The following is a 22,385-nucleotide window of genomic DNA, read 5'->3' as shown; positions in this document are numbered from 1 at the left end:
TAAGCACATCGAGAATCGCATTTCCACGAATCACAGTCAAGCGTCTTAGGCACCAAATTGGTGGATGGTTTTCTTTTGCCTGAACGAAGGTGAAGGCAAATGGAGAGTGGATATGTGACGACGCCCTTTGGGCGGCGGCCGATGTCGCTTGGCATGCTGGCAAGTCAGCAATTGGCCGAGACCATCGAGCCGGGAATGAAGCGCAGCAAGTGGAAGCTGTTCAGGGCGATCTGTGAGGCGCGGCCGGCGCTCGGCGTGACCGATCGAGCGCTGACGGTGCTCGATGCGCTTTTGACCTTCTACCCAGACGACGAGATTTCCGAGGAGAAGGGCCTGATTGTCTTCCCGTCGAATGCGCAGCTGTCGCTGCGTGCTCGCGGCATGACGGCAGCCACCCTCAGGCGGCATCTTGCCGTCCTGGTCGACGCCGGCCTGATCCTGCGCAAGGACAGTCCGAACGGAAAGCGCTATGCGCGCCGCGACAGGGCAGGGGCCATCGGCGAGGCCTTCGGCTTCAGCGTTGCGCCGCTTCTGGCGCGTGCTGTCGAGATCGAAAGCCTGGCCGCCCAGGCGGTTGCCGACCGGGAACTGTTACGGGTGACCAGGGAACGCCTGACGGTGTGCCGGCGCGATGTCTCCAAGCTGATCGCGACGGCTATCGAAGAAGGGGTTTCCGGTGATTGGGAAGGCATTTCGGTGATGTTTCGAACGCTTCTTGGCCGGATTCCGCGCGTGGCGACCGCAGAAGAACTGGCACCGTTGCTTGACGAGATGGGGCTGCTGCGTACCGAGATCGTCAACATGCTGGAAAGATGGATAAAAATGAAAAAACTAGACGCCAATGAGTCTCAAATTGAGCATCACAAACAGAATTCAAATCCCAACTCCAATTATGAAATTGAACCGAGCTTCGAAACGAAGCAGGGCGAAAGGGCAGCAGCCGATGATGAACCGAACGCCGGGCCGCCGGACGAGCGAAGATTGAAACAGCCGAAGCGGTCCGGCGGGATGAGCAACAGGGCGGGAGGCGCGGTCGATCCAGGGGCCGGGCCAAGCCTGAAATCCTTCCCGCTCGGCCTCGTCCTCCAGGCCTGCCCCAGTATTCTCGACTACGGGCCCGGCGGAACCATCGGTAACTGGCGAGACCTGATGTCGGCCGCCGTCGTTGTGCGCTCGATGCTCGGCGTCAGTCCCTCGGCCTATGAGGAAGCCTGCTCCGGTATGGGGCCGGAAAACGCCGCAACCGTGATCGCCTGCATCCTGGAAAGGGGAGGGCACATTAACTCGCCCGGCGGTTACCTCAGGGATCTGACCCGAAGGACCGAAAGGGGCGAGTTTGCGATCGGACCGATGCTGATGGCGCTCGTTCGGGCGAACGGACCGGCAGCAAGGCATGCCAGTTGATCGTAAGGAAGCTACGGCCGCGACAATCGCGTAACGAGGGGCATGTAATCACCTCTTTACAGCTAACATGTTAGTCTGCTACGTCTGACGCGGTAATTGGGAGGAAGCATAGTTGACACAGAAATTCGGGCTCTCGGTCGCGCTTGCGACACCGTTCGACAGCAATGGCGATCTCGCGATCGAGGCCATGATCGAGCAGGCGCGGCGCAGCCTCGCGGCCGGATGCTCGAGCGTTACGCTGTTCGGGACGACGGGTGAAGGCTCTTCCATCGGAACGCAGGAACGTGAACGTGTCCTCGCTTCGATGCTTGATAGCGGGATAGCAGCAAAGCAAATCATCGTCGGCGTGCTGGTCGACGCGGCCGAGGATGCCGCGATGCTGGCAAGTCACGCGCTTTCCAAAGGCGCCCGAAATATCCTTCTTGCTCCCCCTTCCTACTTCAAGAACGTGAGTGATGACGGCGTCTTCCAGTGGTTTTCGGCTGTATTCGCCATCCTCGGCGACAAGGCGCGAGACATTATCGTCTACAACATTCCCTCGCTCACCATGGTTCCGCTGACCGTATCGTTGATCGGTCGGCTGCGGACCGCCTTTCCCAACATCGTTATCGGCGTCAAGGATTCCTCCGGCGACTGGCCTTTCACGGAAGCACTATTGAAGGCGCATGGCGATCTCGTCATCCTGGTGGGGGACGAACGTCACCTGGCGAAGGGCGTGCGGCTTGGCGGCCAGGGTGCGATCTCCGGCATGGCGAATTTCGTGCCACGCGAGGTCAAGCTGATGGCGGAGGAAGGCATAGATGATTCCCGCATCGAGGGTTTCGTGGAGGAACTGCTGAAATTTCCGGTGACTGCGGCCGTGAAAACCATGGTCACTCACGTGACGTCGGATGAAATCTGGCTTGCGGTTCGTCCGCCACTCGTCTCAATATCCGCAGAAGGGCAGGCGCAACTCTTTCGTGCCTTCGATACACTTTTCCGCTCGAAAGCGGCATAGGGCGGACATGTTTCTGGGAGAGGCGATGGAGGGAACCGACGAGCAGCCGACACTGCGGGAAAAGGCGTATGAAAGCTTCACACGCCACCTTCTTGCGCGTGATGTGCGCCCCGGCCAGTTCGTTTCGCAGCGACGCCTCGTCGAGCTGACGGGGCTGACGCTTGGCGCCATCCGCGAACTTATCCCGAGGCTCGAAGCCGAAGGGCTGATCAAGACAGTGCCCCAGCGGGGTTTGCAGATCGCTCATATCGACCTTAACCTCATTCGCGAGGCGTTTCAGCTGCGCGTCTTCCTGGAGAAGGAAGCAGTTGCGCTTTTCACCCGCTCTGCGTCTGACGAGACGATCGCCAAGCTTTTGAAACAGCATCGGGATATTGCCGATGCCATTCGAAACGGCGATGGATCGCACGAATTGGAAGTGCACGCGCAAGCTGTCGATTGGGGCATGCACGACGCCTTTATCGATGCTTTAGGAAATACCATCATCTCGAACGCCTACCGGGTGAACTCGATCAAGATGCGCCTGATCAGTCAGGATCGTTTTCGCATCGATGGTCACGTCGGACCTGTCATGGGCGAGCACCTCAAGGTGCTCGAGGCAATCGAACGACGATCGGCGGAGGACGCCGTCAACAGCCTTGTCGCACACATCAATCATGCAAGAGATCGTGCGCTCAGGATATAATCGGAAATAAACAGCCGGGGGTGAGGAGATCGCCGGCAAAAGGAGGAGGAATCACATGTCATCGTTTTTGAATCCGACGAGACGCGGCTTTCTGGCGGGAACTGCCGCTTTTGGGGCCAGCAGCATGCTCGGCGTGCGGCTGGCATCGGCTGCGGTCGATTGGAAGCGCTTTGCCGGCACGACGCTCGAAGTCAACCTGGTCAAGAGCCCTCGCAGCGAAATACTTCTGAAGTACCTGCCTGAATTCGAGGAGCTCACCGGCATCAAGGTCAATGCCGAGGCGACGCCCGAACAACAGCAGCGCCAGAAGACGACCATCGAGCTGAGCTCCGGCAAGCCGAGCTTCGACGTCGTGCACATGAGCTATCATGTCCAGAAGCGGCAGTTCGAAAAGGGCGGCTGGCTTGCCGATATCAGCGGTTTTCTCAAGGACCCCTCTCTGACCGACCCGTCTCTGGTTGAAAGCGACTTCGCCGAAGCCGGCCTGACTTTTGCCAAAGATCCGGACGGCGTTCTGCGTTCGCTTCCATTCTCGGTCGATTACTGGATCATCTATTGGAACAAGGCGCTGTTCGAGAAGAAGGGGCTTGCCTACCCGATGACGTTCGAAGAACTCGCCAGTGCTGCGGAGGCGCTCACCGATCCTTCCACCAACACCTACGGTTTCGTCGCCCGCGGCCTGAAGAACGCCAATACGCCGGTCTGGACGTCGCTGCTGCTCGGTTATGGTTCGAGCCCGCTCGGCCCTGATGGCAAGCTGCGCACAACATCGCAAGAAGCGATCGATGCGGCCAAGCTTTACCAAAGGCTGATGACCAAGACCGCCCCTCCCGGCGTCTCCGGCTTCAACTGGGCCGAGGCGCAGTCGGCCTTCCTGCAGGGCAAGATCGGGATGTGGCTGGACGGCGTCGGTTTTGCGCCGCCGATCGAGAATCCGGAAAAGTCACGCGTCGTCGGCCAGGTCGGTTACGGCATCATGCCGAAAGGTCCGAAGGCACAGGCCGCGGGCACCTTCGGCGACGGGCTTGGCGTCGTCGCGGCAAGCCAGAAAAAAGAAGCCGGGTACCTCTTCTGCCAATGGGCGATTTCGCATGAAATGGGCGCACGTCTGCTGCAGGCCGGCGCCGGCGTTCCTTTCCGCCAGTCTGTCCTCGAGGATGCGAGAGTCCGTGAAGGCGTCAAGATGCCGGGCGCATGGCTTGATGCCGTCGTCGGTTCCGGCAAGATCTCGCGGCTCGCGCTGCCGGTCATCATTCCGGTTACCGAGTTCCGCGACGTTTATGGTGTCGGTCTTACCAACATGATCGGCGGCGCCGATCCCGAAACCGAACTGAAGGCAGCGACGGCACAGTTCGAACCCGTCCTGGCGAAAAGCGAGGGATAATGGTCTCGACAAGCATCGAAACGGCCCCAGTGGCAAAGACGTCGAAAGGAAGGAGCAAACCGGATCGGTTTGCTCCCAACTACTGGCCCTTCGTCATCCCGGCGCTCATTGTCATAGCCGCGGTCATCGTCTTCCCGTGGGTGTTTACCGTGTGGATGAGCGTCAACAGCTGGACGCTCGGTCAATCCCAGGTCTTTGCGGGGCTGGACAATTACGCGCGCCTCGCCACCGACATGCGCTTTTGGGAGTCGCTGTGGCATACGGTGCTCTATACGACGCTCTCGGTGGTGGTTCCCCTTTTTCTGGGGACGCTCGCGGCGTTGATCTTCGATGCTCAATTTCCACTGCGCGGTCTTATACGCGGCATATTCGTGATGCCGATGATGGCGACACCGGTCGCCATCGCACTCGTCTGGACGATGATGTTCCATCCGCAGCTCGGCGTCCTCAACTATCTCCTCTCCTTCATCGGCATCGGCCCGCAGGAGTGGATCTATAATCAGAGCAGCGTCATCCCGTCGCTGGTGCTGGTCGAGACCTGGCAGTGGACACCGCTTATCATGCTGATCGTGCTCGGCGGTCTGGCGGCGGTTCCGCGCGAGCCCTATGAAAGTGCTGAAATCGACGGAGCCAATGTCTGGCAGAAATTCCGCTATCTGACGCTGCCGATGATCGCGCCGTTCCTGATGATTGCCGTGATTATCCGCAGCATCGATGCGGTGAAGAGTTTCGACATCATCTATGCCATGACCCAAGGCGGCCCCGGCACGGCGTCGGAGACGATCAACATCTATCTCTACAACACCGCTTTCGCCTACTACGACATCGGCTATGGCTCGGCCATGGCGGTTGTCTTCTTCATCCTCATCGTCCTGCTCTCCTTCGTCCTTATGATGCTCCGGCAGCGCGTGAACTGGTCCGACGGGGAGGCACGCTGATGAAGCGCAAGACACTCGATCGCATCGGACTGCTGTTTGTTGCTTTGGTGATGATCTCGCCGGTCGTCCTGTTCTTCCTCTGGATGATCTCGCTGTCGCTGAAATATGAGATCGACAACGGCGCCTATCCGCCGATCTTCATCCCGGAGCGCTTGGCCTGGTCGAACTATCTGAAGGTCTTCGAAGAGAACAACTTCTTCCTCTATCTCTGGAATTCGGTGCTGGTGACGGGTGCGGCCACGCTTCTGGCGCTGTTGATCGGTGTGCCCGCCGGATATGGCATCGCGCGGCTGAAGGCGGAGAAGTCCGCCATGGTCATCATGATCGCGCGCATGACGCCCGGCCTTTCTTTCCTGATCCCGCTCTTCCTGCTGTTCCAGTGGCTGAACCTGCTCGGTACGCTCATGCCACAGATCATTATCCATCTCGTGGTCACCGTACCGATCGTCGTGTGGATCATGATCGGTTATTTCGAGACGACGCCGATGGAGCTGGAAGAGGCTGCAAGCATCGACGGGGCAACACCCTGGCAGGTATTCCGGCTGGTCGCCTTGCCGATCGCAAGGCCGGGCATCGTGGTCGCCTTCATCCTGTCAGTCATCTTCTCGTGGAACAACTTCGTCTTCGGCATCGTGCTCGCCAGTCGCGAGACACGCACGCTTCCGGTCGCGGTCTACAACATGCTCTCGTTCGAGCAGGTCAGTTGGGGTCCGCTGGCGGCGGCGGCCTTGATTGTCACCTTGCCCGTGCTGATATTGACGGTGTTTGCGCAACGGCAGATCGTGGCGGGCCTGACGGCCGGAGCCGTCAAGTGAGTGGGTGAGACAACGGTTTTGACGACTTCTGCCTTCGACCCGCCTCCCGGTCAGGCGCGCCGCGTTTTGTGTGTCGGCGCGGCGGTTATGGACACGTTGTTTCGCGTGCGCTCGTTACCGACCGGTCAGGGCAAAATTCTACCTTACGATATGCTGCAGATTGCCGAGGGCATGGCATCGAGCGCCGCCTTTGCGGTCGCCCGGCTGGGCGGCCATGCCAGCCTCTGGGGTGCGGTCGGCGGTGACGCCATCGGCGAACGCATCATTGCCGACCTCAGCGACAGCGGCATAGACACGAGCGGCATGGTGCGTGTGGCAGGCGCCCGCTCGGCCGTCTCGACGATCCTTGTCGATGATCAGGGCGAGCGCTTGATCGTGCCTTTCTACGATGCCGGCCTGCACGAGACGGTTAAGCCGGTCACAAAACAGGATGTTTCTGTTTTCGATGCGGTGCTGGTCGACGTCCGGTGGCCGAAGCTTGCACTGCGGACGCTGTTGGCAGCGAGAGAAGCGGGCAAGCCGGCCATTCTCGATGGCGACGTTGCAGGCGATGGCGTGATCGAGATGCTGGCACCAGCCGCCAGCCATATCGTGTTCTCGCAGCCAGCCGCCGAACGGCTTGCCGGAACAGCGGAGCTGTTGAAGGTCGTCGGCGTTCTGAAGCGAAAGTTCGAGCATGCCTTCATCAGCGTCACGGCTGGCGAAAATGGCTGCTTCTGGTTCGACGACCGAACCGGCGAAATTGTCCATCTTGCCGCTCCGAAGGTGAGGACGGTCGACACGCTCGCGGCCGGCGATATCTTCCATGGCGCTTTTGCGCTGGCTATGGCGGAAGGCTTGCCGCTCGAAGAGACGATGCGGTTGTCATCCATGGCGGCAGCACTCAAATGCCAAGTATTCGGTGGACGTATCGGTGCGCCCACCAGAGCCGAGGTCCACGATGCCCTGCGGGATTGGGGCGCTGGGCGGTAGTCTTGGCGGGCAGGCAGAGCGGAGAAGTGATCTGCCTGCAGTATGCGTTTTCAAAGCCAGTTTAGCATCAGCGCTCCATCAGCTTTTGACCGAGCCGGCGGTCATGCCTGCCAGGAAGTAGCGCTGAGCAACCAGGTAAAGGACCAGAAGGGGAAGCGAACCGAGCACGCTCATCGCCATCATCTCGTTCCATTCGAAGGCGTGCTGGCCCATCAGAAGCTGGATGCCGATCGGAACGGTTCTAAGATCCATCGATTTCGTCAGCGTCAGCGCGAAGAGGAATTCGTTCCAGGCCAGCAGAAATGTGTAGACCGCCGTGGCGACGATCCCCGGGATCGAGACCGGAACGATGACGCGCCAGAGCGCCGTCCAACTCGAGCCGCCGTCGACAAGGACGGCCTCGTCCAGCTCTTTCGGCAAGGTGTTGAGATAGCCTGTCATCAGCAGGATGGCATAAGGCAGTGTGAAGACCATGTAGGTCAGGATCAGCGCCAGATAGGTATCGAAGATCCTGAAGGCGACCACCATTCCGAAATAGGGGATGAGAAGGGTGATCGGCGGAACGGTCTGGGTGCTGATGATGAAGATGTTCAAGGTGTTCTTGAACCGGAACTGATAGCGGCTGAAGCCGTAGGCGGTCACGATAGCGACGACGAGGGTCAGGCACGTAACGACGCCGGCAACGAAGTAGCTGTTGATGAAGAACCGCACTTTCACTGGATCGTTGAAGATCGTCAGATAGGCGGCCACCGTAAAATCGTGCGGAAAAAGTCGCGGCGGAAGGGCGAAGATTTCGGTATTCGATTTCAGCGAACTGAAAAACATCCACACGATCGGAAAGGCCGAAAAGACCAGGCCGATCGTCAGGCCGAGATAGGTCAGGATGGTCGGGAATACCGAGCTCTTGAAGGAACGCTTTGCCATTGCGATCACCTGCGCTGCTGGTGTTTGATGTAGAAGTAGGTGACGCTCATCGAGATGATGAGGATGATCATCGCGCTCGCCGAAGCCAACGAGAATTCGTACTGGGAGAAGGCGAGCTTGTAGGTGAAGGTGGAGAGCACTTCCGTCGAATAGATCGGCCCGCCGCCCGTCGTCATCCAAACGAGTGGAAAAACCTGCATCGTCCAGATGAAGTCGAGAAGCGCGATGCTGATGATGATCGGCATCAACTGCGGAATGGTGATGTACCAGAATTTTTCGAGTTCGTTGGCGCCGTCGATACCGGCTGCCTCGTAAAGCTCCTTCGAAATGCCCTGGAGGCCGGCGAGCAGGCTGACCATGTAGAGCGGATAACCCGCCCAGATATTTGCGAAGGTCAAAGCGTGGATGGCGGTGCGCGTGGACGAAAACCACTCGACCTTGAAGTTGATGATATGGAGCGCCATAAGCACGCTGTTGACGACGCCGTTCGGGTCGAGCAGCAGGCGCCAGATGATGGCGATGATGACGGCCGTGAACAGCCAGGGCAGGATGAAGAGCACACGCAGGATGCTGCGAATGAGCGGATCGACGCGGTTGGTGTTCAACAGCAGCGCGAAGGCCAGGCCGATGATGAAGTGGAAGACGACGCTCATGATCGTGAAATAAAGCGTCTGCACCACCGACTGCCAGAAGACCGGATTCTCGAAGATGGTCATATAATTCTGGACGCCTGCGAATGCCGAGTCCTTCTTCATGATGGCGCCGTCCATCAATGAATATTTGAAGACCATCACCATCGGGAATAGCATCAGCAGAACAAGCAGGAGGGTCGCCGGCGAAACGTAGAAATACGGCACCAGCTTCCTCAAGGTGCTGTAGCGAAGCCACCCTTTTCTTCGCGCTTTAGCGTGCGCAGCGACCAGAGCTGTAGCCGAATGATTCATGATGTGACTTTCCGTTCTGCCGAGATTTGACGACTGCACCGGCAGCGCCAGGGTGCGCTGCCGGTGATCCGTGAAAGCGACGTGCTTAGAACTTTGCGAGCCACGCCTTCTGGGTATTGGCAGCCGCGTCCTTGGCTGACTGCCCCCCGTCGAACATCTTCTGAACTTCGACGTTCATGTCGCGCATCAGCTCTTCGGCGACCGGAAGGCCGACGAATTCGTTGGCAGGATAACCGCTCTGGAAGATTTTGAAAGCTTCCGCGAAGATCGGGTCCGAGGCCACGAAATCCGGCTTGGCATGGACGTTGCCGGGGAAGGCGTTGGCAATCGAGACCAGACGGCCATTGACGTCAGGGCTCATCAGATACTCGACGAGCTTCCAGGCCTCTTCCTTGTGCTGGCTGCCTTCGCTGATGCCGATGCCCCAGGACGCATAGGGCATGCCGCGCTTGCCGGTGTAGCCGTCAGTGGCCGGCAAGGCTGATATGCCGAAATTGAGCTTCGGATTGCGCTCGCGGATGAGGGTCACATGGGCGAGGGAATCCACCATCATGCCGACGCGGCCGTTGACGAATTCCTCGACCTTGTCCTGTTCCTTCTTGGCGAAAATGCCGGGAGAAATAACGCCTTCCTTGTTGAGGGAAGCGATATAGTCGAGCGTGCCGACGACAGCGTCATTTTCGAGGTCAGGCTTGCCGTCCTTTAGCATCGAGGCGCCGGAGGCCCAGACCCAGGACATCACGTCGTTCTGGATTCCGCTCGGGGACTGCAGCGAGAGCGGCAGAACCCAGCCATACTGGTTCTTCGCGGCGTCGGTCATCTTCTTCGCGGCGTCTGCAAATTCCGTGCGGGTCGTCGGCAGCTTGTCGACGCCGGATGCCTTGGCGATATCGAGGTTCACGAAGACGGGATAGACGAAGGATGCGAGCGGGAACATCACGCTCTTGCCATCGACCTTGACGATATCGGTGATCTGGCTCTTGTCGTACTTGGCCTTCTCCATCAATTCGTCCATCGAGGCGATTGCGCCCTGCTTGGCGAGCCCGTTTACCCAGGCACCATCCAGCCCCACCACGTCGCTCAGCGTTCCCGAGGCGGCGCCGACGACGATCTGGTCACGCGTCGTGGCATAGGGACCGCTGACCAGCGTCACCTTGATGCCGGGATTTTTGGCTTCGAAATCGTTCATAATGACGCGCAAGGCGCCGGACGGCATTTCGGGTTCCCACCATTGAATGAATTCGATGGTGGTGTCGGCAAACGCGGATGTGGCGCAGAGCGCCCATACCGCTACGGCAGCCCGCATGGTCACGCCGAATTTTCTGATATTCATCTGTGCCTCCCAAAGATTGTCAGTTAATCGATCCTCCTCAAGATCGTAGGCAAAGTAGGTTCCCTGAAGCCCCCATCTGTCAATGAAGAACTGTGATCGGGAAAGGATGGGAGGCCGGCATTCACGAAGTCGGTTGAGTTAAATCATTGATAGAAAATAATAAAATTGATTGACATCGTCAGCATTTTTCTGCAGCATTTGTGTTGCTTGTGACGCATTTTTTCTTTACTTTCGTAAACAAATGAAAGTTTACCCAACAAAGTGAAAAGAGTGGCGCCCGGCAGTCTTCACTGTAAATTTTCGAATTTAGGCGCTGAAACAAGCGCCTTTGCAACCACGCGGCGCAGACTGCGCAAGTCGCAGATGAAGGGAATATTTCGATTTTCGAAAGGGAAGGGATGGCCCGCACCAAAAATGACGGATCACACCGGCTAAGGTGTTGATTTTCGACGATTCCGGAAAACGAAGATCACCCTGTACAAATTGCCGAATGCGTGATTTGGCGCGTCAGTGGATCTGCCGTTGAGTGCGAAATCATTCCTGACCAGTTGTCGTCCCGCCAATAAGGAATTGAATGGCCAAGAAAAGCTATAAATCGATGGATGACTTCGCGAGCGCCGCCGGCGTATCGCGTCCGACATTGTCGAAATATTTCGATGATCCCTCGCAGATCAAGGAGGTCACCCGCAAGCGTATTGAGGCGGCTCTCAAGAAGTCGAATTTCGAGCCGAACCTTTTTGCGCGGCATCTCAATCGCAAGCGGACCAGGAATATCGGGATTCTGGTCCCGACCATGTCGGATCCCTTTTATGTGCAGGTGGTGTCGCTGATCGAGCTGGAGTTGCGCGAAAAGGGTTTCTGGCCCGTCCAGATCTCTTCGCACACACGGCCAGAGCTGGAGGCGGAGGCCGTGCGGACCCTGCTTTCGCTAAAGGTTGCAGGTGCGATCGTGGCGCCGCTCGGGGCCGGTTCTCGCCGTTCTGCGCTGGAAAGACTAAGCGACGCAATCCCCGTCGTCTGCTTCGACAACCCTGCCAGCGCTGACCTTCCTTATGTCGGCAACGACAACGCGCAAAGCATGGCAGCCATTGTGCAATATCTCTGCCGATCCGGTGAGCCACCGATATTCCTGGAAATTCCGCATTTGACAGAAAATGCCGGCGAGCGGCAGGCGAGCTACCGCGCGACCATGGCGAGGGAAGGGCATTCCCCGCTCGTCATTGATTGCGACGCACCACCTTCCTGGGAATTCGAGCGTCTCGGATACGAGCAGATGCAGAGAATTCTTGCGAATGGCGGTCTTCCCGGCAAAACGCTGCTATGCGCCAACGACCGCTTCGCTTTCGGCGCGATGGCAGCCGCATTCGCTTCGGGACTGAAAATCGGCCGGAACGACGCTTGTGACGTACGCATCGCCGGGCACGACGATCACCCGCTAAGCCGATATACCTGTCCGTCGCTGACGACCATGGCCCAGAACGCGCCCGAGATCGCGGCGAAATCCGTGGAGCTTTTGCTGGCGCACATCGAGAGTGAGGATGATGGGACGACCCCTGTGACCAACAGGGTGATCCTCGAGGCGACGCTTGTTATGCGCGACTCGGCTTGAGACCGGGCGGGTTCCCGCTTCAACGGGCAAGCGCAGGGTCCATGGCGCGCCATGCCATTGCAATGGCTTCGAGGGCCTCTTGCCCCTCCGGAATGGCCCGTCTCTTCGATACGAAGCCATGGATCTGTCCGGGCCAGGTCCGGCTTGTGGCCTGCGCTTCCAAGCTCAGCCGCTCGGCATAGGCGGCCCCTTCGTCAAATAGTACGTCGTATCCGGCAAGGATCACGAAGGCCGGCGCCACCCCCGCCAGCGACGCTGCTCTGAGCGGCGAGGCGCGCCAATCCGGCCCGCTCGCGGCTTCCGGCAGATAGTGGTCTCGGAACCATTTCATCGCCGCGGCCGTCAGACCGAAACCCTCCGCATAACGCAAGTAGCTGTCGCTTGCCTGCAACTGGTCGGTCACTGGATAGATTAACACCTGTCCGATGACAGCCGGCACCTGTCCGTCCCGCGCCAGGAGGGCGACGACGGCGGCCAGATTGCCGCCGGCGCTATCGCCGGCGACGATAATCCGCAAGGGATCGATGCCGAGGGCATCAGCTTGATCCGTCATCCAGACGAGTGTTGCGGCGCAATCATCGATCGCGGCCGGAAATGGGTGTTCCGGGGCCAGGCGATAGTCGGGTGAAACCACGACGGCGCCTGCCATATTGGCAAGCGTCCGGCAGATATCCTCATGGGTTTCGGGCGCGCCGATCACAAAGCCGCCGCCATGGAGATAAAGCAAGGCCGGTGCCCCCTGGCGTGGCGCGGCCCGGCCGCGCCATATCTTCAACCTGATGGCGCCCACATGGCTTTCCAACATCTCGGCCACGTCCTCGAGTGGCCACTGGATGTCTGCAAAACTGTCCCGATACTGCAGCCGCGCCTGCGCCGGGGTGCAACTTTCCACCGGCGTTTCCGGATCGCCCGGCCACGCAAGGGCGCGTTTGGCGGATTCGTCCAGTTGCGTCATGCCAGCAAGCTCCTTGCTTCGTCTTCCCGCAATTCTTTTGGCTGTGCGACGATACCCGAAATAGTCTGCGCGATACCGGTTTCACCTGCACGCAGGATCGCTTCCATGACTTCGAGCACATGCAGGGCGAGATCGCCCGAAGCGCGTGGCGCACGGCCTCCGATGATTGCGCGCGCGAGATCGGCAAGGCCAAGCATGCGGTAGTTGGCACGATCCGGCGCTGCGATCGGCCAGTTGACGGCACCGAAGAGTTCGCCTGATGTATCCGTTTCCTGCCAGGGAGCGCCACGGCTGGAGAGACCGACGGAGCCGCCGAAATTGTCGGGGTCGGGCAGGCGCAGCGAGCCTTCGGTACCGTGGAGCTCGATGGGGTGGTTGGAGTGGCGGAAGACGTCCCAGGAGCTGCCGAAGGTGACCGTGGCGCCGCAATCGAATTCAAGCAGCGAAAGCACGCTTGTCGGCGTGCCCACCCTGAATGTGGTGCCCCGTTTCGGCCCCTCGGCGGTGATGAGCCGCTCTTCCTGCCCGCTTGTGGCGACGGCCTGCACACGGCGGATCGGCCCCATCAGATTGACCATCATCGTGAGATAGTAGGGTCCCATATCCATGACCGGGCCGGCGCCGGCCTGGTAGTAGAAGCTGGGATCCGGATGCCAGTGCTCCATGCCGCGCCCCATCATGAAGGCTGTTCCGGTCACCAGCTTGCCGATAGCGCCGCCTTCCATCTGCCGCCGGGCATGGCGTCCGGCCGCTCCCAGGAACGTGTCTGGCGCCGAGCCGAGCATGAGGCCCTTGCCGGCGGCGGCATCCACCAGCCGGCGTCCTTCCGCGGCCGTGACGCCGAGCGGCTTCTCCGTGAAGACATGCTTGCCTGCCGACAGCGCCCGCATCGAAACGTCAAAATGCGCAGCCGGGATTGTCAGATTGAGGATCAGGTCGATGTTCTTGTCGTCAATAAGGCTATCGACGTCAGCCGCCCGCAAATCGAATTCCCCCGCGCGGCGCTTGGCGGCGTCCGCGTTGAGGTCTGCACAGGCGATGATTTCGACGTCGCGGAACAGCGGCGCGTTGCGCATATAGGCGAGCGAAATATTGCCGCATCCCACAACGCCTATCCTGAGTTTCATACCATTGGTCTGTGTCATCGAAGAAACCTGATTTTGCCGTTGCGGTGCGAAGCGTTGAGGTGCGTTACATTTTAATCGCAAGGAATAAAATATATTGACGCACGGTAACATTTGACCGTAGGTAATGGCAAGACGCTGGCGTCGCAATCCCCGCTGAAGAGCCCGCCGTCCCGGTCTTCGACCGCCTCTCCAGGCGGAGGGGTTGGCAAGGCCGGCGAAGCCACGAGGATTGCTCGCGCAGGGAAGCCGCCGGCTTCGGTACCGGCTGTCATCAACGAATAGGTCAGGACCGAGATATGAAAAATGCTGAGCTGCAGATCGGCTGCCAAACATTCACCTGGGAGATGCTGGGTACCGGCTGGAGCGGCGGTCCGGACGATCTGGTGCGCGCCATTGCCGATGGCGGATATGCCGGTATCGAAATCACCGACACGATGATCGGTCACTACGCGTCCAAGCCTGCCGACTTTGCCCGCACACTGACGGATGCCGGCTTGGCGCTGGTTTCCTTTGCCTTCGGCTCCGCCAGCGGCTTCACCATGGCGGAAAAGATTGCCTCCGATCTCGACACGGCGCGGCGATGGGTCGATTTCGCGGCGAACTTTCCCGGTGCGATGGTATCGATGGGATCGGCGACGGTCGTCTCGGATGGTCCACTCGATGAGAAATTCGCCATTGCGGCCGAGTGCTATAATCGTGCGAGCGAGATCGGACAGTCGGCTGGCGTCGCCGTTGCGGTCCATCCTTCCTCGCACCACAACACGCTCCTCTTCACCCGCAACGACTATAATCGCCTCTTTGCTCTCTTGGATCCAGGCGTGGGTTGGGTGCCGGATACCGGCCATATCCTGCGTGGCGGCCAGCAGATCGGCGATACGCTGGCGGCCCACCGGGACCGGATCCGCTACGTGCATCTGAAGGATGTTGACGCCGGCGGGACCTGGGCGATGCTGGGGGAAGGCGTCTGCGACGTGCCTGCCGTGATTTCGGCCGTTCGGGATGCGCCGAACTTTATCGGCTGGATCGTGGTCGAGGAAGAATCGGACCATGCCGGAACCGATCCTGCCGCGGCCGTTCGCGCGAACCGCGAGACCCTTCGACGTCTGGGATTTTAGCCCTTCTCGTATTCCATGGCGTCGGCCAAAGCCATCCGTCGACGCCAAAGCCTCTCCTGTCTCTCTTGTAAATTGGAGAGGTGGACTGCAGGTCACGCGTAGCGAACCTCCACGCCCAGCTTGTCCAGCCGGTGGCGAATGCTGTGCGGCATGTTGCTGTCCGTGATGATCAGGTCGACGCGCGATAGCGAGAAGGCTTTGGAGGAGGCGCCGATGTCAAATTTGCTCGAATCCGCCACGAGGACGACACGCCGGGCCATGCGAACCAGGTTGCGCTTGGTTCGCGCAATATCCTCGGAGACATCGACGACGTCGAGGGCCTGATCGATCGCGTGGGCGCTGACAAAGGCCTGGTGGGCGACGAGGCCGCCGACCGCCTTGTCGGAGTCCGACACAATCGTGCTCACGGTGCTGGGAAATACGCGGCCGCCGATCATGTGCACGTCGAGCCCTGGACGGTACATCAGATGCTGCGCGATGTTCATCGCCGTCGTCGCAACCACGACGTTGTTGACCGGGGGCATCTGCATGGCCACTTGCATCAGCGTCGAACCGCTGTCGAAGACGATTGACTGATTGTCGATGATCTGCCGCGCAGCCATCTGGGCGATGCGTCGCTTCGCATCGAAATTGCGCTGCATGCGTTCCTCAAAGGCCGCCGCTGGCGAGTCGGACGGCAGGGCGATTGCCCCGCCATGTGTTTTGATCAGTTGCTTCTTCGCGTCCATGATTTCGAGGTCGGAGCGGATCGTCACTTCCGAGACCTCGAAGAATTCCGCGAGCTGGCGGGTGCGTGCCTGACCGACCCGTTGAAGTTCCAGCATGATCTGCTGCCGCCTCTGCTCTGCAAGCATTTGTGATCCCGACCTGTCGCCTTTTGCGACCATATGACTTTTGAAAAACGAAAGTTCGCCGCCTTATCCTCCGGCTCTTGCTGCAAAAATAGCCGCATGATGACGAAAATGCACGTCAAAAATTCATCATCCATGTAAAAACGAAAGAAATCGAAATATTGAATATTTGTTTGTTTTCGAGTTAGGGTTTCTTCAGCATCGGCGCCAGCAATCGCAAAGCCGGCAATCACGAAGGAAGTATCGCCATGGGTCTCGGAACCAAAGTCCGCCTCGCACGCCTGTTCTCGAACCCATCGGGTCATCTGTTCGGAGGCGCCGTCGATCATTTTGTCGGTTATGGCAATGTGCGTGAGGGCGGGCTTGCCGACCTGCCGGGTGCGCTCAGACGCGTCATGGCGGGGGGACCCGACTACATCAGCATCCAGCCCGGCGCGGCGCGCCACCTCTGGTCGGAATATGCCGGGAAGGCAGCGCTCGTCATTCAGGGTGGTTGCTTCACCGCTGACGACCGCATTCGCCAGCTCATTGCGACCCCGGAAGACGCGGTGCGCTATGGTGCGGACGCTCTGGCTGTCGCCATTCCCGTGCGCGGCGCCACCGAAGGAGAATATATCCGCTGGCTCACCGATACGGTCAACGCCGCCGCCCGCTTCGAGATGCCGGTCGTTGCCCATGTCTATCCCCGTGATTTCTCCGACGGCGGCAAGATCGTGTTCACCCCGGATGAGATTGCCTATGCGGTGCGCATCGGATTCGAGGCCGGAGTCGACGTGATCAAGGTCGGCTATACCGGCGATTTCGAATCCTTCCGCGAGACCGTTGCGACCTGCCCGATTCCGGTCGTGATCGCCGGCGGCCCCAAGACCGAAACGCTGCTCGGAGCGCTCGTCCAGACCTCGGAGGCATTGCGCGCTGGAGCCAAAGGCGCGGTCGTCGGTCGCAACCTTTGGGGCCACGGCGATACGACCATGGCCGCGCGCGCCTTCAAGTTCGTCATTCATAACGGGATGGCGCCGGAGGATGCGCTGGCGGCGGCCGGTGCTTGAGACGTGTCGCGCCCTTTCCAGGTTCTGGGCTTCGGCGCCCTGGCAATCGATGACATCATCTATGTCGATCGGGGGCTGACGGCCGGCAAGGGAAAAGTGATTAAGCGTGCCACGGACCATGGCGGCAACGTGGCGACGGCCCTGGTTGCCGTCGCCCGGCTTGGTGGGCGGGCCGGCTTCATAGGCTGGCTCGGCGATGAGCCAATGGCCGATGTGGCGGGTAGCGAACTCGAGCGTAACGGCGTCGACATATCGCTGGCTCCCCGCCACGCTGATGCCGCGCCGATCCGCTCCGTGATCACGGTCGGTCCCGACGGCGACCGGTTCATCGCTTATGACGACGATGTGCTGCACGGCACGTCGGATGCGCTGCCCGACGATGTTCTGATGCAGGCCCCGGTCCTGCTGATCGATGGCTATGCCACGCACGCGGAAAGTGTCGTGGCGCGCGCACGCGCCCTGGGTCTGGCCGTGATTGCCGACATCGAATGGACGGTCGGTGCCGCGACCGACCGGATCCTGGCTTTTGCCGATCATCTGGTGCTGCCGCTCGCCTTTGCGCAGGAATACACCGGCGAAGGTGATCCCACGATGATCCTGGAGAAGCTCTGGTCCGGGGATCGGTCCGCGGTTGTCCTTACTGATGGCGAACGAGGAACCTATCTCCGCCAGAAGGGCGATACCGTCAGGTGGCATGTGCCGGCCTATCAGGTTCAGGCGGTCGATACGACCGGCGCCGGTGATTGCTTTCACGGTGCCTACGCCCTTGCCCTCGCTAGGGGTAAGCGCCCGCTTGATTGCGCTGCCTATGCCACGGCGGCGGCCGCCATTTCCGTGACCGCACGGGGAGGGCGCCGAGGCCTGCCGGATCACCGGACGTGTCTGGCATGGATGGCGGCGGAGAATGCACCTGCGCCGCTCCCGATGTCGGGATGCCAAAAGTGAGCGCAGGTGTGACCGGTGTCGACACTGGTCGACCGACCGAGCGGTGCGTCGCTGATCTGCAATTGAAGCGCCTTGCGAGATCTATTGACAGTCATGGCGTTGGCCATAAAAGTTACGCGCGATAAAAAATATAATTCCGCAAATGAATATTCGTTTCATATGGAATGATGATATTTTTCAACTAGATACGATTTGTTTCCGATAGATTGTGATGAATTCCCCTCGATTCTTTTGTTGACTTTGACGCTCAGGCCTGAGCTTTCTTGTCAAAAGGATCGGAGACGGCGGGGAGCGCCGTTCAAGATGTGATCCGGACTGGTACGGGAGGACGAGACGTGGCTGTGGTTGTACTCGACAAAATCTGCAAGACCTATGGAAACAGCTACCATGCGATCAAGGATCTGAGCCTGACAATCCATGATGGGGAGTTTCTGATTCTGGTCGGGCCGTCCGGATGCGGAAAATCGACCGCTCTGCGCATGATTGCCGGGCTCGAGGAAATCAGCAGCGGAACATTGAGCATCGGCGGTCAGGACGTCGTGGATCTCGCGCCCAAGGACCGGGACATTGCCATGGTCTTTCAAAGCTATGCGCTTTATCCGCACATGACCGTGTTCGACAACATCGCCTTTTCGATGAAGCTGGCCGGAAAGAACAAGGCCGAACGCACCAAACGCGTGCATGAGATCGCCAAGATCCTGCAGCTGGAATCCTTGCTGGGCAACAAGCCCGCACAGCTTTCCGGCGGCCAGCGCCAGCGTGTTGCGATGGGCCGCGCCATGGTCCGTGAGCCCGCGGCATTCCTCATGGACGAACCGCTCTCGAACCTTGATGCGAAGCTGCGTGTTCAGATGCGGGCGGAGATCGCCAGCCTGCAGAGACAGCTTGGCGTGACGACGATCTACGTGACGCACGACCAGACCGAAGCGCTGACCATGGGCGATCGGGTCGCGGTGCTGAAGGGCGGCGTGCTTCAGCAAGTGGATACGCCCAAGGCTCTGTATCACCGCCCGGTCAATGCGTTTGTCGCCGGCTTCATCGGTTCGCCGTCGATGAACCTTTTCGAAGGGCGTCTGGAGGGCGGGCGGATCCATCTGCCGGGCTTCTCCATTCCGTTGTCCGACGGCGCCTTCGAACGCGCTCCCGGTCTTTCCGCCTTCGAGGGAAAGGCCCTGATCTTTGGGGTCAGGCCCGAGGACCTCTACGACAGCCGGTTGCCGTCGGGTGCCTCCCATCCGACGATCCCGGTTGTCGTGAAGTCGATCGAGGAGCTAGGCTCCGAGTTGATCGTGCATTTGAAGATCGACGCGGTCCGGATCGACTCAGGCGACCCCGATGCTGTCGAGGACTTGAGCGGGGCCGCCAACGCCGTTGCGCGGTTCGAGGCTGTCAGTGCGGTCGAGACAGGCCAATCGATCAATGTGGCGATCGACCCGGCGAAACTGCACTTTTTCCATCCTCAAACGCATATGGCGCTCTGAATTGACGAGGGAGCAGCGGGCGGCGCTGGTGGCGGCCCGGCCAGAAGACGTCGTTGACGTTTGAAAGCATTCCATCCGACGCCGAAACCGGCGTTCACTTCAATATCCGACCCGAAGGGCTTTTCGATGCCAGCAAAACAGGAACGACGTCTCCGCATCGGCGTATTGGGAGCGGGCCAGATTGCCCAGGCCGCGCACTTCGAGAGCTGCACGAAGGCAGCCAATGCCGACCTCTATGCGATTTGCGACGTTGCCGAGGATCTCCGTGAGCGTATGGCAATCACCCACGGGGTGGAAAAAACCTATGACGATTACGATAAGATGCTGGCCGATCCCGACCTCGATGCCGTGGTGATCGCGACCGCCGATGCCTTTCACGTCCCGGCTTCCATTCGCGCCCTTCAGGCAGGTAAACATGTCCTGTGCGAGAAACCCGTCGGTGTCACCGTCGAGGAATGCCTTGAACTGAAAGCTGTAGTCGACAGGGCGGGAAAGGTGTTTCAGGTCGGGCATATGAAGCGTTTCGACGCGGGGCTCCAGGCTGCCAAGTCCTTCATCCGCGATGAAATGGGCGAAATGGTTGCTCTGAAAGCATGGTATTGCGACAGCACGCACCGCTATCCAATGACCGATGCGGTCCAACCCCTGATCGTCACCAGCGCCAATGCGCGGAAGCCCACCGCCAATCCGAAAGCCGACCTGCGGCGCTACTACATGCTTGCCCACGGTTGCCATCTGATCGACACCGCACGTTATTTCGCCGGCGACATCGTTTCCGTCAACGCTCGCCTGTCGGAGCGCGCCGGTATCTGGTGCTGGTTCGTGGACGTGGAATTTGCCTCCGGCACGCTCGGCCATCTCGATCTCACCGTTCAGGTGCGCATGGACTGGCACGAAGGCTTTCAGATCTATGGCAAGAATGGCAGCATTTTGGGCAAGACCTATAACCCGTGGTACTACAAGACCAGCGAGGTGGACATTTTCCGAGAGGCGGACGGCGCGACCCATCGAGTTCTCGGTGCCGACGGCCATTTCTATCGCCGTCAGGTCGAAGGCTTCGCCCGCACCATTCTGGATGGCGCCGTGATGGAAGGCGCCGACATCGATGATGGTCTGGCATCCGTCCGGGCCATGGTCGCCGTCGCGCGTTCGGCCGAAAGCGGCAAGGCGGTTGCGCTGTCCGACGTCACGGGTGGCGTGTGATGAAGCTCGGCATCTTCGCAAAGACCTTCGAGGGAACTGAACCCGCAACCGTTCTCAACTCGGTCGCCGCGGCCGGATTCACCTGCGCCCAATATAATATGGCCTGCTCGGGCCTTGCGCCGATGCCGGAGATCATCACGGAAGCCCAGGCCCGCTCGGTCGCCGAAGCCGCGCGCGAGAGCGGCGTCGAAATCGTTGCCGTTTCCGGCACCTTCAACATGATCCACCCGGATACTGCCGTTCGCGCGGCCGGCCTTCGTAACCTCGCGACGCTGGCCGAGCGCAGCACCGGCATGTCGACCGCCCTGATCACGCTCTGCACCGGCACACGCGATCCCATCGACCAGTGGAAGGCCCACGCCGACAACAATACGCCGGAGGCCTGGCGGGACCTCCTCGAAGCGATGGGAACGGCCATCGAGATCGCCGAACGCTACGATGTCGATCTCGGCATCGAGCCCGAGCTTGCCAATGTCGTCAACTCGGCTGAGAAAGCCCATCGGCTGATCACGGCACTAAAGAGCCCCCGCATCAAGATCGTGCTCGATCCGGCCAATCTCTTCGAGCTCGCGACGCTGGATGAGCAGCGGAGCATCGTGTCTTCCGCCATCGACCTTCTGGCCGATCGGATCGTCATGGCGCATGCGAAAGACCGCAATCGCGACGGTAGTTTCGCGACCGCCGGCAAGGGCGTCCTCGACTACGCGCATTATCTCGGCCGTCTCAAGGCGATCGGCTTCGAGGGCAGTCTCGTCACGCATGGTCTTTCGGCTTCGGAGGCGGCCGGTGTGGCGGCCTTCCTGAAGAATAGCCTCGACGGTCATTCTGCGGGGGCAGGAAGATGAGACGGGCTCGACCGTTCGAAACCAGCGACGGGACCATTCTCAATGTGGATATGGCGGGCGAGGGCGCGTCCGCCATATTCCAGCATGGCTTATGCGGAGACGCGGCGCAGACCGACGAAGTCTTTCCGCTCGAAGCGGGTTTTCGCCGGGTAACGATCGAAGCGCGTGGCCACGGCCACTCCCAAGCCGGCAATCTGGAGCGGTTGTCGATCGCGACCTTCTGCGATGATATCGCCGCCTATATCGAGAAAAACCTTACGCCGCCGATCGTGATCGGCGGCATCTCGATGGGTGCTGCGATCGCCTTACGTCTCGCGGTCAAGCGGCCCGATCTTGTCAAGGCTCTGATCATCGCAAGGCCGGCCTGGCTGACGGCACCCGAGCCGGAGAATATGGCGCCCAATGCCGAAGTCGGGCGGCTTTTGAAAACTCTGCCGCCGGATGAGGCAAAGACCACGTTCCTGGCAGGGCCGGTGGGCGTGCGGCTCGCCGCCGAGGCTCCGGACAATCTGGCGTCACTCGCCGGCTTTTTCTCCCGCACGCCTTTGGATGTGACCGCCGAACTGCTCACCAGGATCTCAAATGACGGTCCTGATGTGACCGACGAGGAGGTCGGCAATATCGCCGTACCGACGCTCATCATCGGCCATGATCGGGACAGCATTCATCCTCTTGGCCACGCATGTGCTCTTGCCGAGCGCATTGCCGGCGCGCGTTTCGTGCAGATCACATCGAAGACTGTGAGCCGTCCGCAATACCTTGCCGACTTCCGGCTTGCCATGGGCCATTTTCTGAAGGAGCTCTGAAAC

Annotated in this window: 21 protein-coding genes; 15 read left to right on the top strand and 6 right to left on the bottom strand. The window is 59.9% G+C overall.

Features of this window, described 5'->3' with window-relative positions; translation table 11 throughout:
• Positions 1-99 precede the first annotated feature (99 nt).
• The 7 genes from repC to U5G49_RS28495 all read left to right on the top strand — a co-directional run bounded on the left by repC (position 100) and on the right by U5G49_RS28495 (position 7,195).
• A complete protein-coding gene (gene repC, locus U5G49_RS28525; protein WP_193442936.1) occupies positions 100-1,404 on the top strand; it encodes a plasmid replication protein RepC in 1,305 nt (434 codons plus the stop codon).
• A 112-nt stretch (positions 1,405-1,516) separates the two neighbouring features.
• Positions 1,517-2,401 (top strand): dihydrodipicolinate synthase family protein, encoded by an 885-nt coding sequence (locus tag U5G49_RS28520; RefSeq protein ID WP_193442938.1) that lies wholly within the window; start codon positions 1,517-1,519, stop codon positions 2,399-2,401.
• A 7-nt stretch (positions 2,402-2,408) separates the two neighbouring features.
• Positions 2,409-3,086, top strand: coding sequence for a GntR family transcriptional regulator (locus tag U5G49_RS28515; protein WP_193442940.1), 678 nt, complete (start codon positions 2,409-2,411; stop codon positions 3,084-3,086).
• A 55-nt stretch (positions 3,087-3,141) separates the two neighbouring features.
• The gene (locus U5G49_RS28510; RefSeq protein ID WP_193442942.1) at positions 3,142-4,470 is read left to right on the top strand and encodes an ABC transporter substrate-binding protein; all 1,329 of its coding nucleotides are present in this window, start codon (positions 3,142-3,144) and stop codon (positions 4,468-4,470) included.
• Positions 4,470-5,408 carry a carbohydrate ABC transporter permease gene (locus U5G49_RS28505; protein WP_193442944.1) on the top strand — a complete coding sequence of 313 codons (939 nt, stop codon included), beginning with the start codon at positions 4,470-4,472 and terminating at the stop codon, positions 5,406-5,408. The genes U5G49_RS28510 and U5G49_RS28505 overlap by 1 nt, the downstream gene beginning before the upstream one ends.
• Entirely contained in the window at positions 5,408-6,223 is an 816-nt protein-coding gene (locus U5G49_RS28500) for a carbohydrate ABC transporter permease (protein WP_003550140.1), read from the top strand. The genes U5G49_RS28505 and U5G49_RS28500 overlap by 1 nt, the downstream gene beginning before the upstream one ends.
• 18 nt (positions 6,224-6,241) lie before the next feature.
• Positions 6,242-7,195, top strand: a complete 954-nt coding sequence (locus tag U5G49_RS28495; RefSeq protein ID WP_193443055.1) for a sugar kinase — start codon at positions 6,242-6,244, stop codon at positions 7,193-7,195.
• 78 nt (positions 7,196-7,273) lie between these two features.
• On the opposite strand, the gene U5G49_RS28490 is transcribed toward U5G49_RS28495, so the two are convergent.
• The 3 genes from U5G49_RS28490 to U5G49_RS28480 form a co-directional block, all read right to left on the bottom strand.
• A complete protein-coding gene (locus U5G49_RS28490; RefSeq protein ID WP_193442946.1) occupies positions 7,274-8,119 on the bottom strand; it encodes a carbohydrate ABC transporter permease in 846 nt (281 codons plus the stop codon).
• A 5-nt stretch (positions 8,120-8,124) separates the two neighbouring features.
• Positions 8,125-9,063, bottom strand: a complete 939-nt coding sequence (locus tag U5G49_RS28485) for a carbohydrate ABC transporter permease (protein ID WP_193442948.1) — start codon at positions 9,061-9,063, stop codon at positions 8,125-8,127.
• A gap of 85 nt (positions 9,064-9,148) precedes the next feature.
• Positions 9,149-10,396, bottom strand: coding sequence for an ABC transporter substrate-binding protein (locus U5G49_RS28480; protein ID WP_193442950.1), 1,248 nt, complete (start codon positions 10,394-10,396; stop codon positions 9,149-9,151).
• Positions 10,397-10,970: 574 nt separating this feature from the next.
• Between U5G49_RS28480 and U5G49_RS28475 the strand changes: the two genes are divergently transcribed.
• Positions 10,971-12,005, top strand: a complete 1,035-nt coding sequence (locus U5G49_RS28475; protein ID WP_193442953.1) for a LacI family DNA-binding transcriptional regulator — start codon at positions 10,971-10,973, stop codon at positions 12,003-12,005.
• Positions 12,006-12,024: 19 nt separating this feature from the next.
• Here U5G49_RS28475 and U5G49_RS28470 read toward each other — a convergent pair whose 3' ends face one another.
• Positions 12,025-12,960, bottom strand: a complete 936-nt coding sequence (locus U5G49_RS28470; protein ID WP_193442955.1) for an alpha/beta hydrolase — start codon at positions 12,958-12,960, stop codon at positions 12,025-12,027.
• On the bottom strand, positions 12,957-14,105 hold the full coding sequence (locus U5G49_RS28465) for a Gfo/Idh/MocA family protein (protein ID WP_193442957.1): 1,149 nt from the start codon (positions 14,103-14,105) through the stop codon (positions 12,957-12,959). Before U5G49_RS28465 ends, U5G49_RS28470 begins: the two co-directional genes overlap by 4 nt.
• Before the next feature lie 278 nt (positions 14,106-14,383).
• Here U5G49_RS28465 and U5G49_RS28460 point away from each other — a divergent pair, with 278 nt between their 5' ends.
• On the top strand, positions 14,384-15,202 hold the full coding sequence (locus U5G49_RS28460; protein WP_193442959.1) for a sugar phosphate isomerase/epimerase family protein: 819 nt from the start codon (positions 14,384-14,386) through the stop codon (positions 15,200-15,202).
• A 92-nt stretch (positions 15,203-15,294) separates the two neighbouring features.
• Here the strand turns inward: U5G49_RS28460 and U5G49_RS28455 are convergent, their stop codons facing one another.
• Positions 15,295-16,056, bottom strand: coding sequence for a DeoR/GlpR family DNA-binding transcription regulator (locus tag U5G49_RS28455; protein ID WP_193442962.1), 762 nt, complete (start codon positions 16,054-16,056; stop codon positions 15,295-15,297).
• A gap of 245 nt (positions 16,057-16,301) precedes the next feature.
• Here U5G49_RS28455 and U5G49_RS28450 point away from each other — a divergent pair, with 245 nt between their 5' ends.
• The 6 genes from U5G49_RS28450 (at position 16,302) to U5G49_RS28425 (ending at position 22,382) form a co-directional block, all read left to right on the top strand.
• On the top strand, positions 16,302-17,102 hold the full coding sequence (locus U5G49_RS28450) for a beta/alpha barrel domain-containing protein (RefSeq protein ID WP_018444870.1): 801 nt from the start codon (positions 16,302-16,304) through the stop codon (positions 17,100-17,102).
• Positions 17,103-17,105: 3 nt separating this feature from the next.
• Positions 17,106-18,047, top strand: a complete 942-nt coding sequence (locus U5G49_RS28445; protein WP_193442964.1) for a PfkB family carbohydrate kinase — start codon at positions 17,106-17,108, stop codon at positions 18,045-18,047.
• 335 nt (positions 18,048-18,382) lie between these two features.
• Positions 18,383-19,528, top strand: coding sequence for an ABC transporter ATP-binding protein (locus U5G49_RS28440; protein WP_020572891.1), 1,146 nt, complete (start codon positions 18,383-18,385; stop codon positions 19,526-19,528).
• A gap of 126 nt (positions 19,529-19,654) precedes the next feature.
• Positions 19,655-20,731, top strand: a complete 1,077-nt coding sequence (locus U5G49_RS28435; RefSeq protein WP_193442966.1) for a Gfo/Idh/MocA family protein — start codon at positions 19,655-19,657, stop codon at positions 20,729-20,731.
• The gene (locus U5G49_RS28430) at positions 20,731-21,576 is read left to right on the top strand and encodes a sugar phosphate isomerase/epimerase family protein (protein WP_193442968.1); all 846 of its coding nucleotides are present in this window, start codon (positions 20,731-20,733) and stop codon (positions 21,574-21,576) included. The genes U5G49_RS28435 and U5G49_RS28430 overlap by 1 nt, the downstream gene beginning before the upstream one ends.
• Entirely contained in the window at positions 21,573-22,382 is an 810-nt protein-coding gene (locus tag U5G49_RS28425) for an alpha/beta fold hydrolase (protein ID WP_193442970.1), read from the top strand. The genes U5G49_RS28430 and U5G49_RS28425 overlap by 4 nt, the downstream gene beginning before the upstream one ends.
• Positions 22,383-22,385 lie beyond the last annotated feature (3 nt).

Source organism: Rhizobium indigoferae (assembly GCF_034554815.1).
GTDB classification, from domain to species: Bacteria; Pseudomonadota; Alphaproteobacteria; order Rhizobiales; family Rhizobiaceae; genus Rhizobium; species Rhizobium leguminosarum.
The sequence above is the reverse complement of the archived record's forward strand: the minus strand, read 5'-3'. Positions and strand labels throughout refer to the sequence as shown.

What these genes read in the sequence shown, in the direction of transcription:
- repC (WP_193442936.1), top strand. Translation starts at nt 100, where the DNA reads ATGGAGAGTGGATATGTGACGACGCCCTTTGGGCGGCGGCCGATGTCG.
- U5G49_RS28515 (WP_193442940.1), top strand. Translation starts at nt 2,409, where the DNA reads ATGTTTCTGGGAGAGGCGATGGAGGGAACCGACGAGCAGCCGACACTG.
- U5G49_RS28510 (WP_193442942.1), top strand. Translation starts at nt 3,142, where the DNA reads ATGTCATCGTTTTTGAATCCGACGAGACGCGGCTTTCTGGCGGGAACT.
- U5G49_RS28505 (WP_193442944.1), top strand. Translation starts at nt 4,470, where the DNA reads ATGGTCTCGACAAGCATCGAAACGGCCCCAGTGGCAAAGACGTCGAAA.
- U5G49_RS28500 (WP_003550140.1), top strand. Translation starts at nt 5,408, where the DNA reads ATGAAGCGCAAGACACTCGATCGCATCGGACTGCTGTTTGTTGCTTTG.
- U5G49_RS28490 (WP_193442946.1), bottom strand. Translation starts at nt 8,119, where the DNA reads ATGGCAAAGCGTTCCTTCAAGAGCTCGGTATTCCCGACCATCCTGACC.
- U5G49_RS28485 (WP_193442948.1), bottom strand. Translation starts at nt 9,063, where the DNA reads ATGAATCATTCGGCTACAGCTCTGGTCGCTGCGCACGCTAAAGCGCGA.
- U5G49_RS28480 (WP_193442950.1), bottom strand. Translation starts at nt 10,396, where the DNA reads ATGAATATCAGAAAATTCGGCGTGACCATGCGGGCTGCCGTAGCGGTA.
- U5G49_RS28475 (WP_193442953.1), top strand. Translation starts at nt 10,971, where the DNA reads ATGGCCAAGAAAAGCTATAAATCGATGGATGACTTCGCGAGCGCCGCC.
- U5G49_RS28470 (WP_193442955.1), bottom strand. Translation starts at nt 12,960, where the DNA reads ATGACGCAACTGGACGAATCCGCCAAACGCGCCCTTGCGTGGCCGGGC.
- U5G49_RS28465 (WP_193442957.1), bottom strand. Translation starts at nt 14,105, where the DNA reads ATGACACAGACCAATGGTATGAAACTCAGGATAGGCGTTGTGGGATGC.
- U5G49_RS28460 (WP_193442959.1), top strand. Translation starts at nt 14,384, where the DNA reads ATGAAAAATGCTGAGCTGCAGATCGGCTGCCAAACATTCACCTGGGAG.
- U5G49_RS28455 (WP_193442962.1), bottom strand. Translation starts at nt 16,056, where the DNA reads ATGCTTGCAGAGCAGAGGCGGCAGCAGATCATGCTGGAACTTCAACGG.
- U5G49_RS28450 (WP_018444870.1), top strand. Translation starts at nt 16,302, where the DNA reads ATGGGTCTCGGAACCAAAGTCCGCCTCGCACGCCTGTTCTCGAACCCA.
- U5G49_RS28435 (WP_193442966.1), top strand. Translation starts at nt 19,655, where the DNA reads ATGCCAGCAAAACAGGAACGACGTCTCCGCATCGGCGTATTGGGAGCG.
- U5G49_RS28430 (WP_193442968.1), top strand. Translation starts at nt 20,731, where the DNA reads ATGAAGCTCGGCATCTTCGCAAAGACCTTCGAGGGAACTGAACCCGCA.
- U5G49_RS28425 (WP_193442970.1), top strand. Translation starts at nt 21,573, where the DNA reads ATGAGACGGGCTCGACCGTTCGAAACCAGCGACGGGACCATTCTCAAT.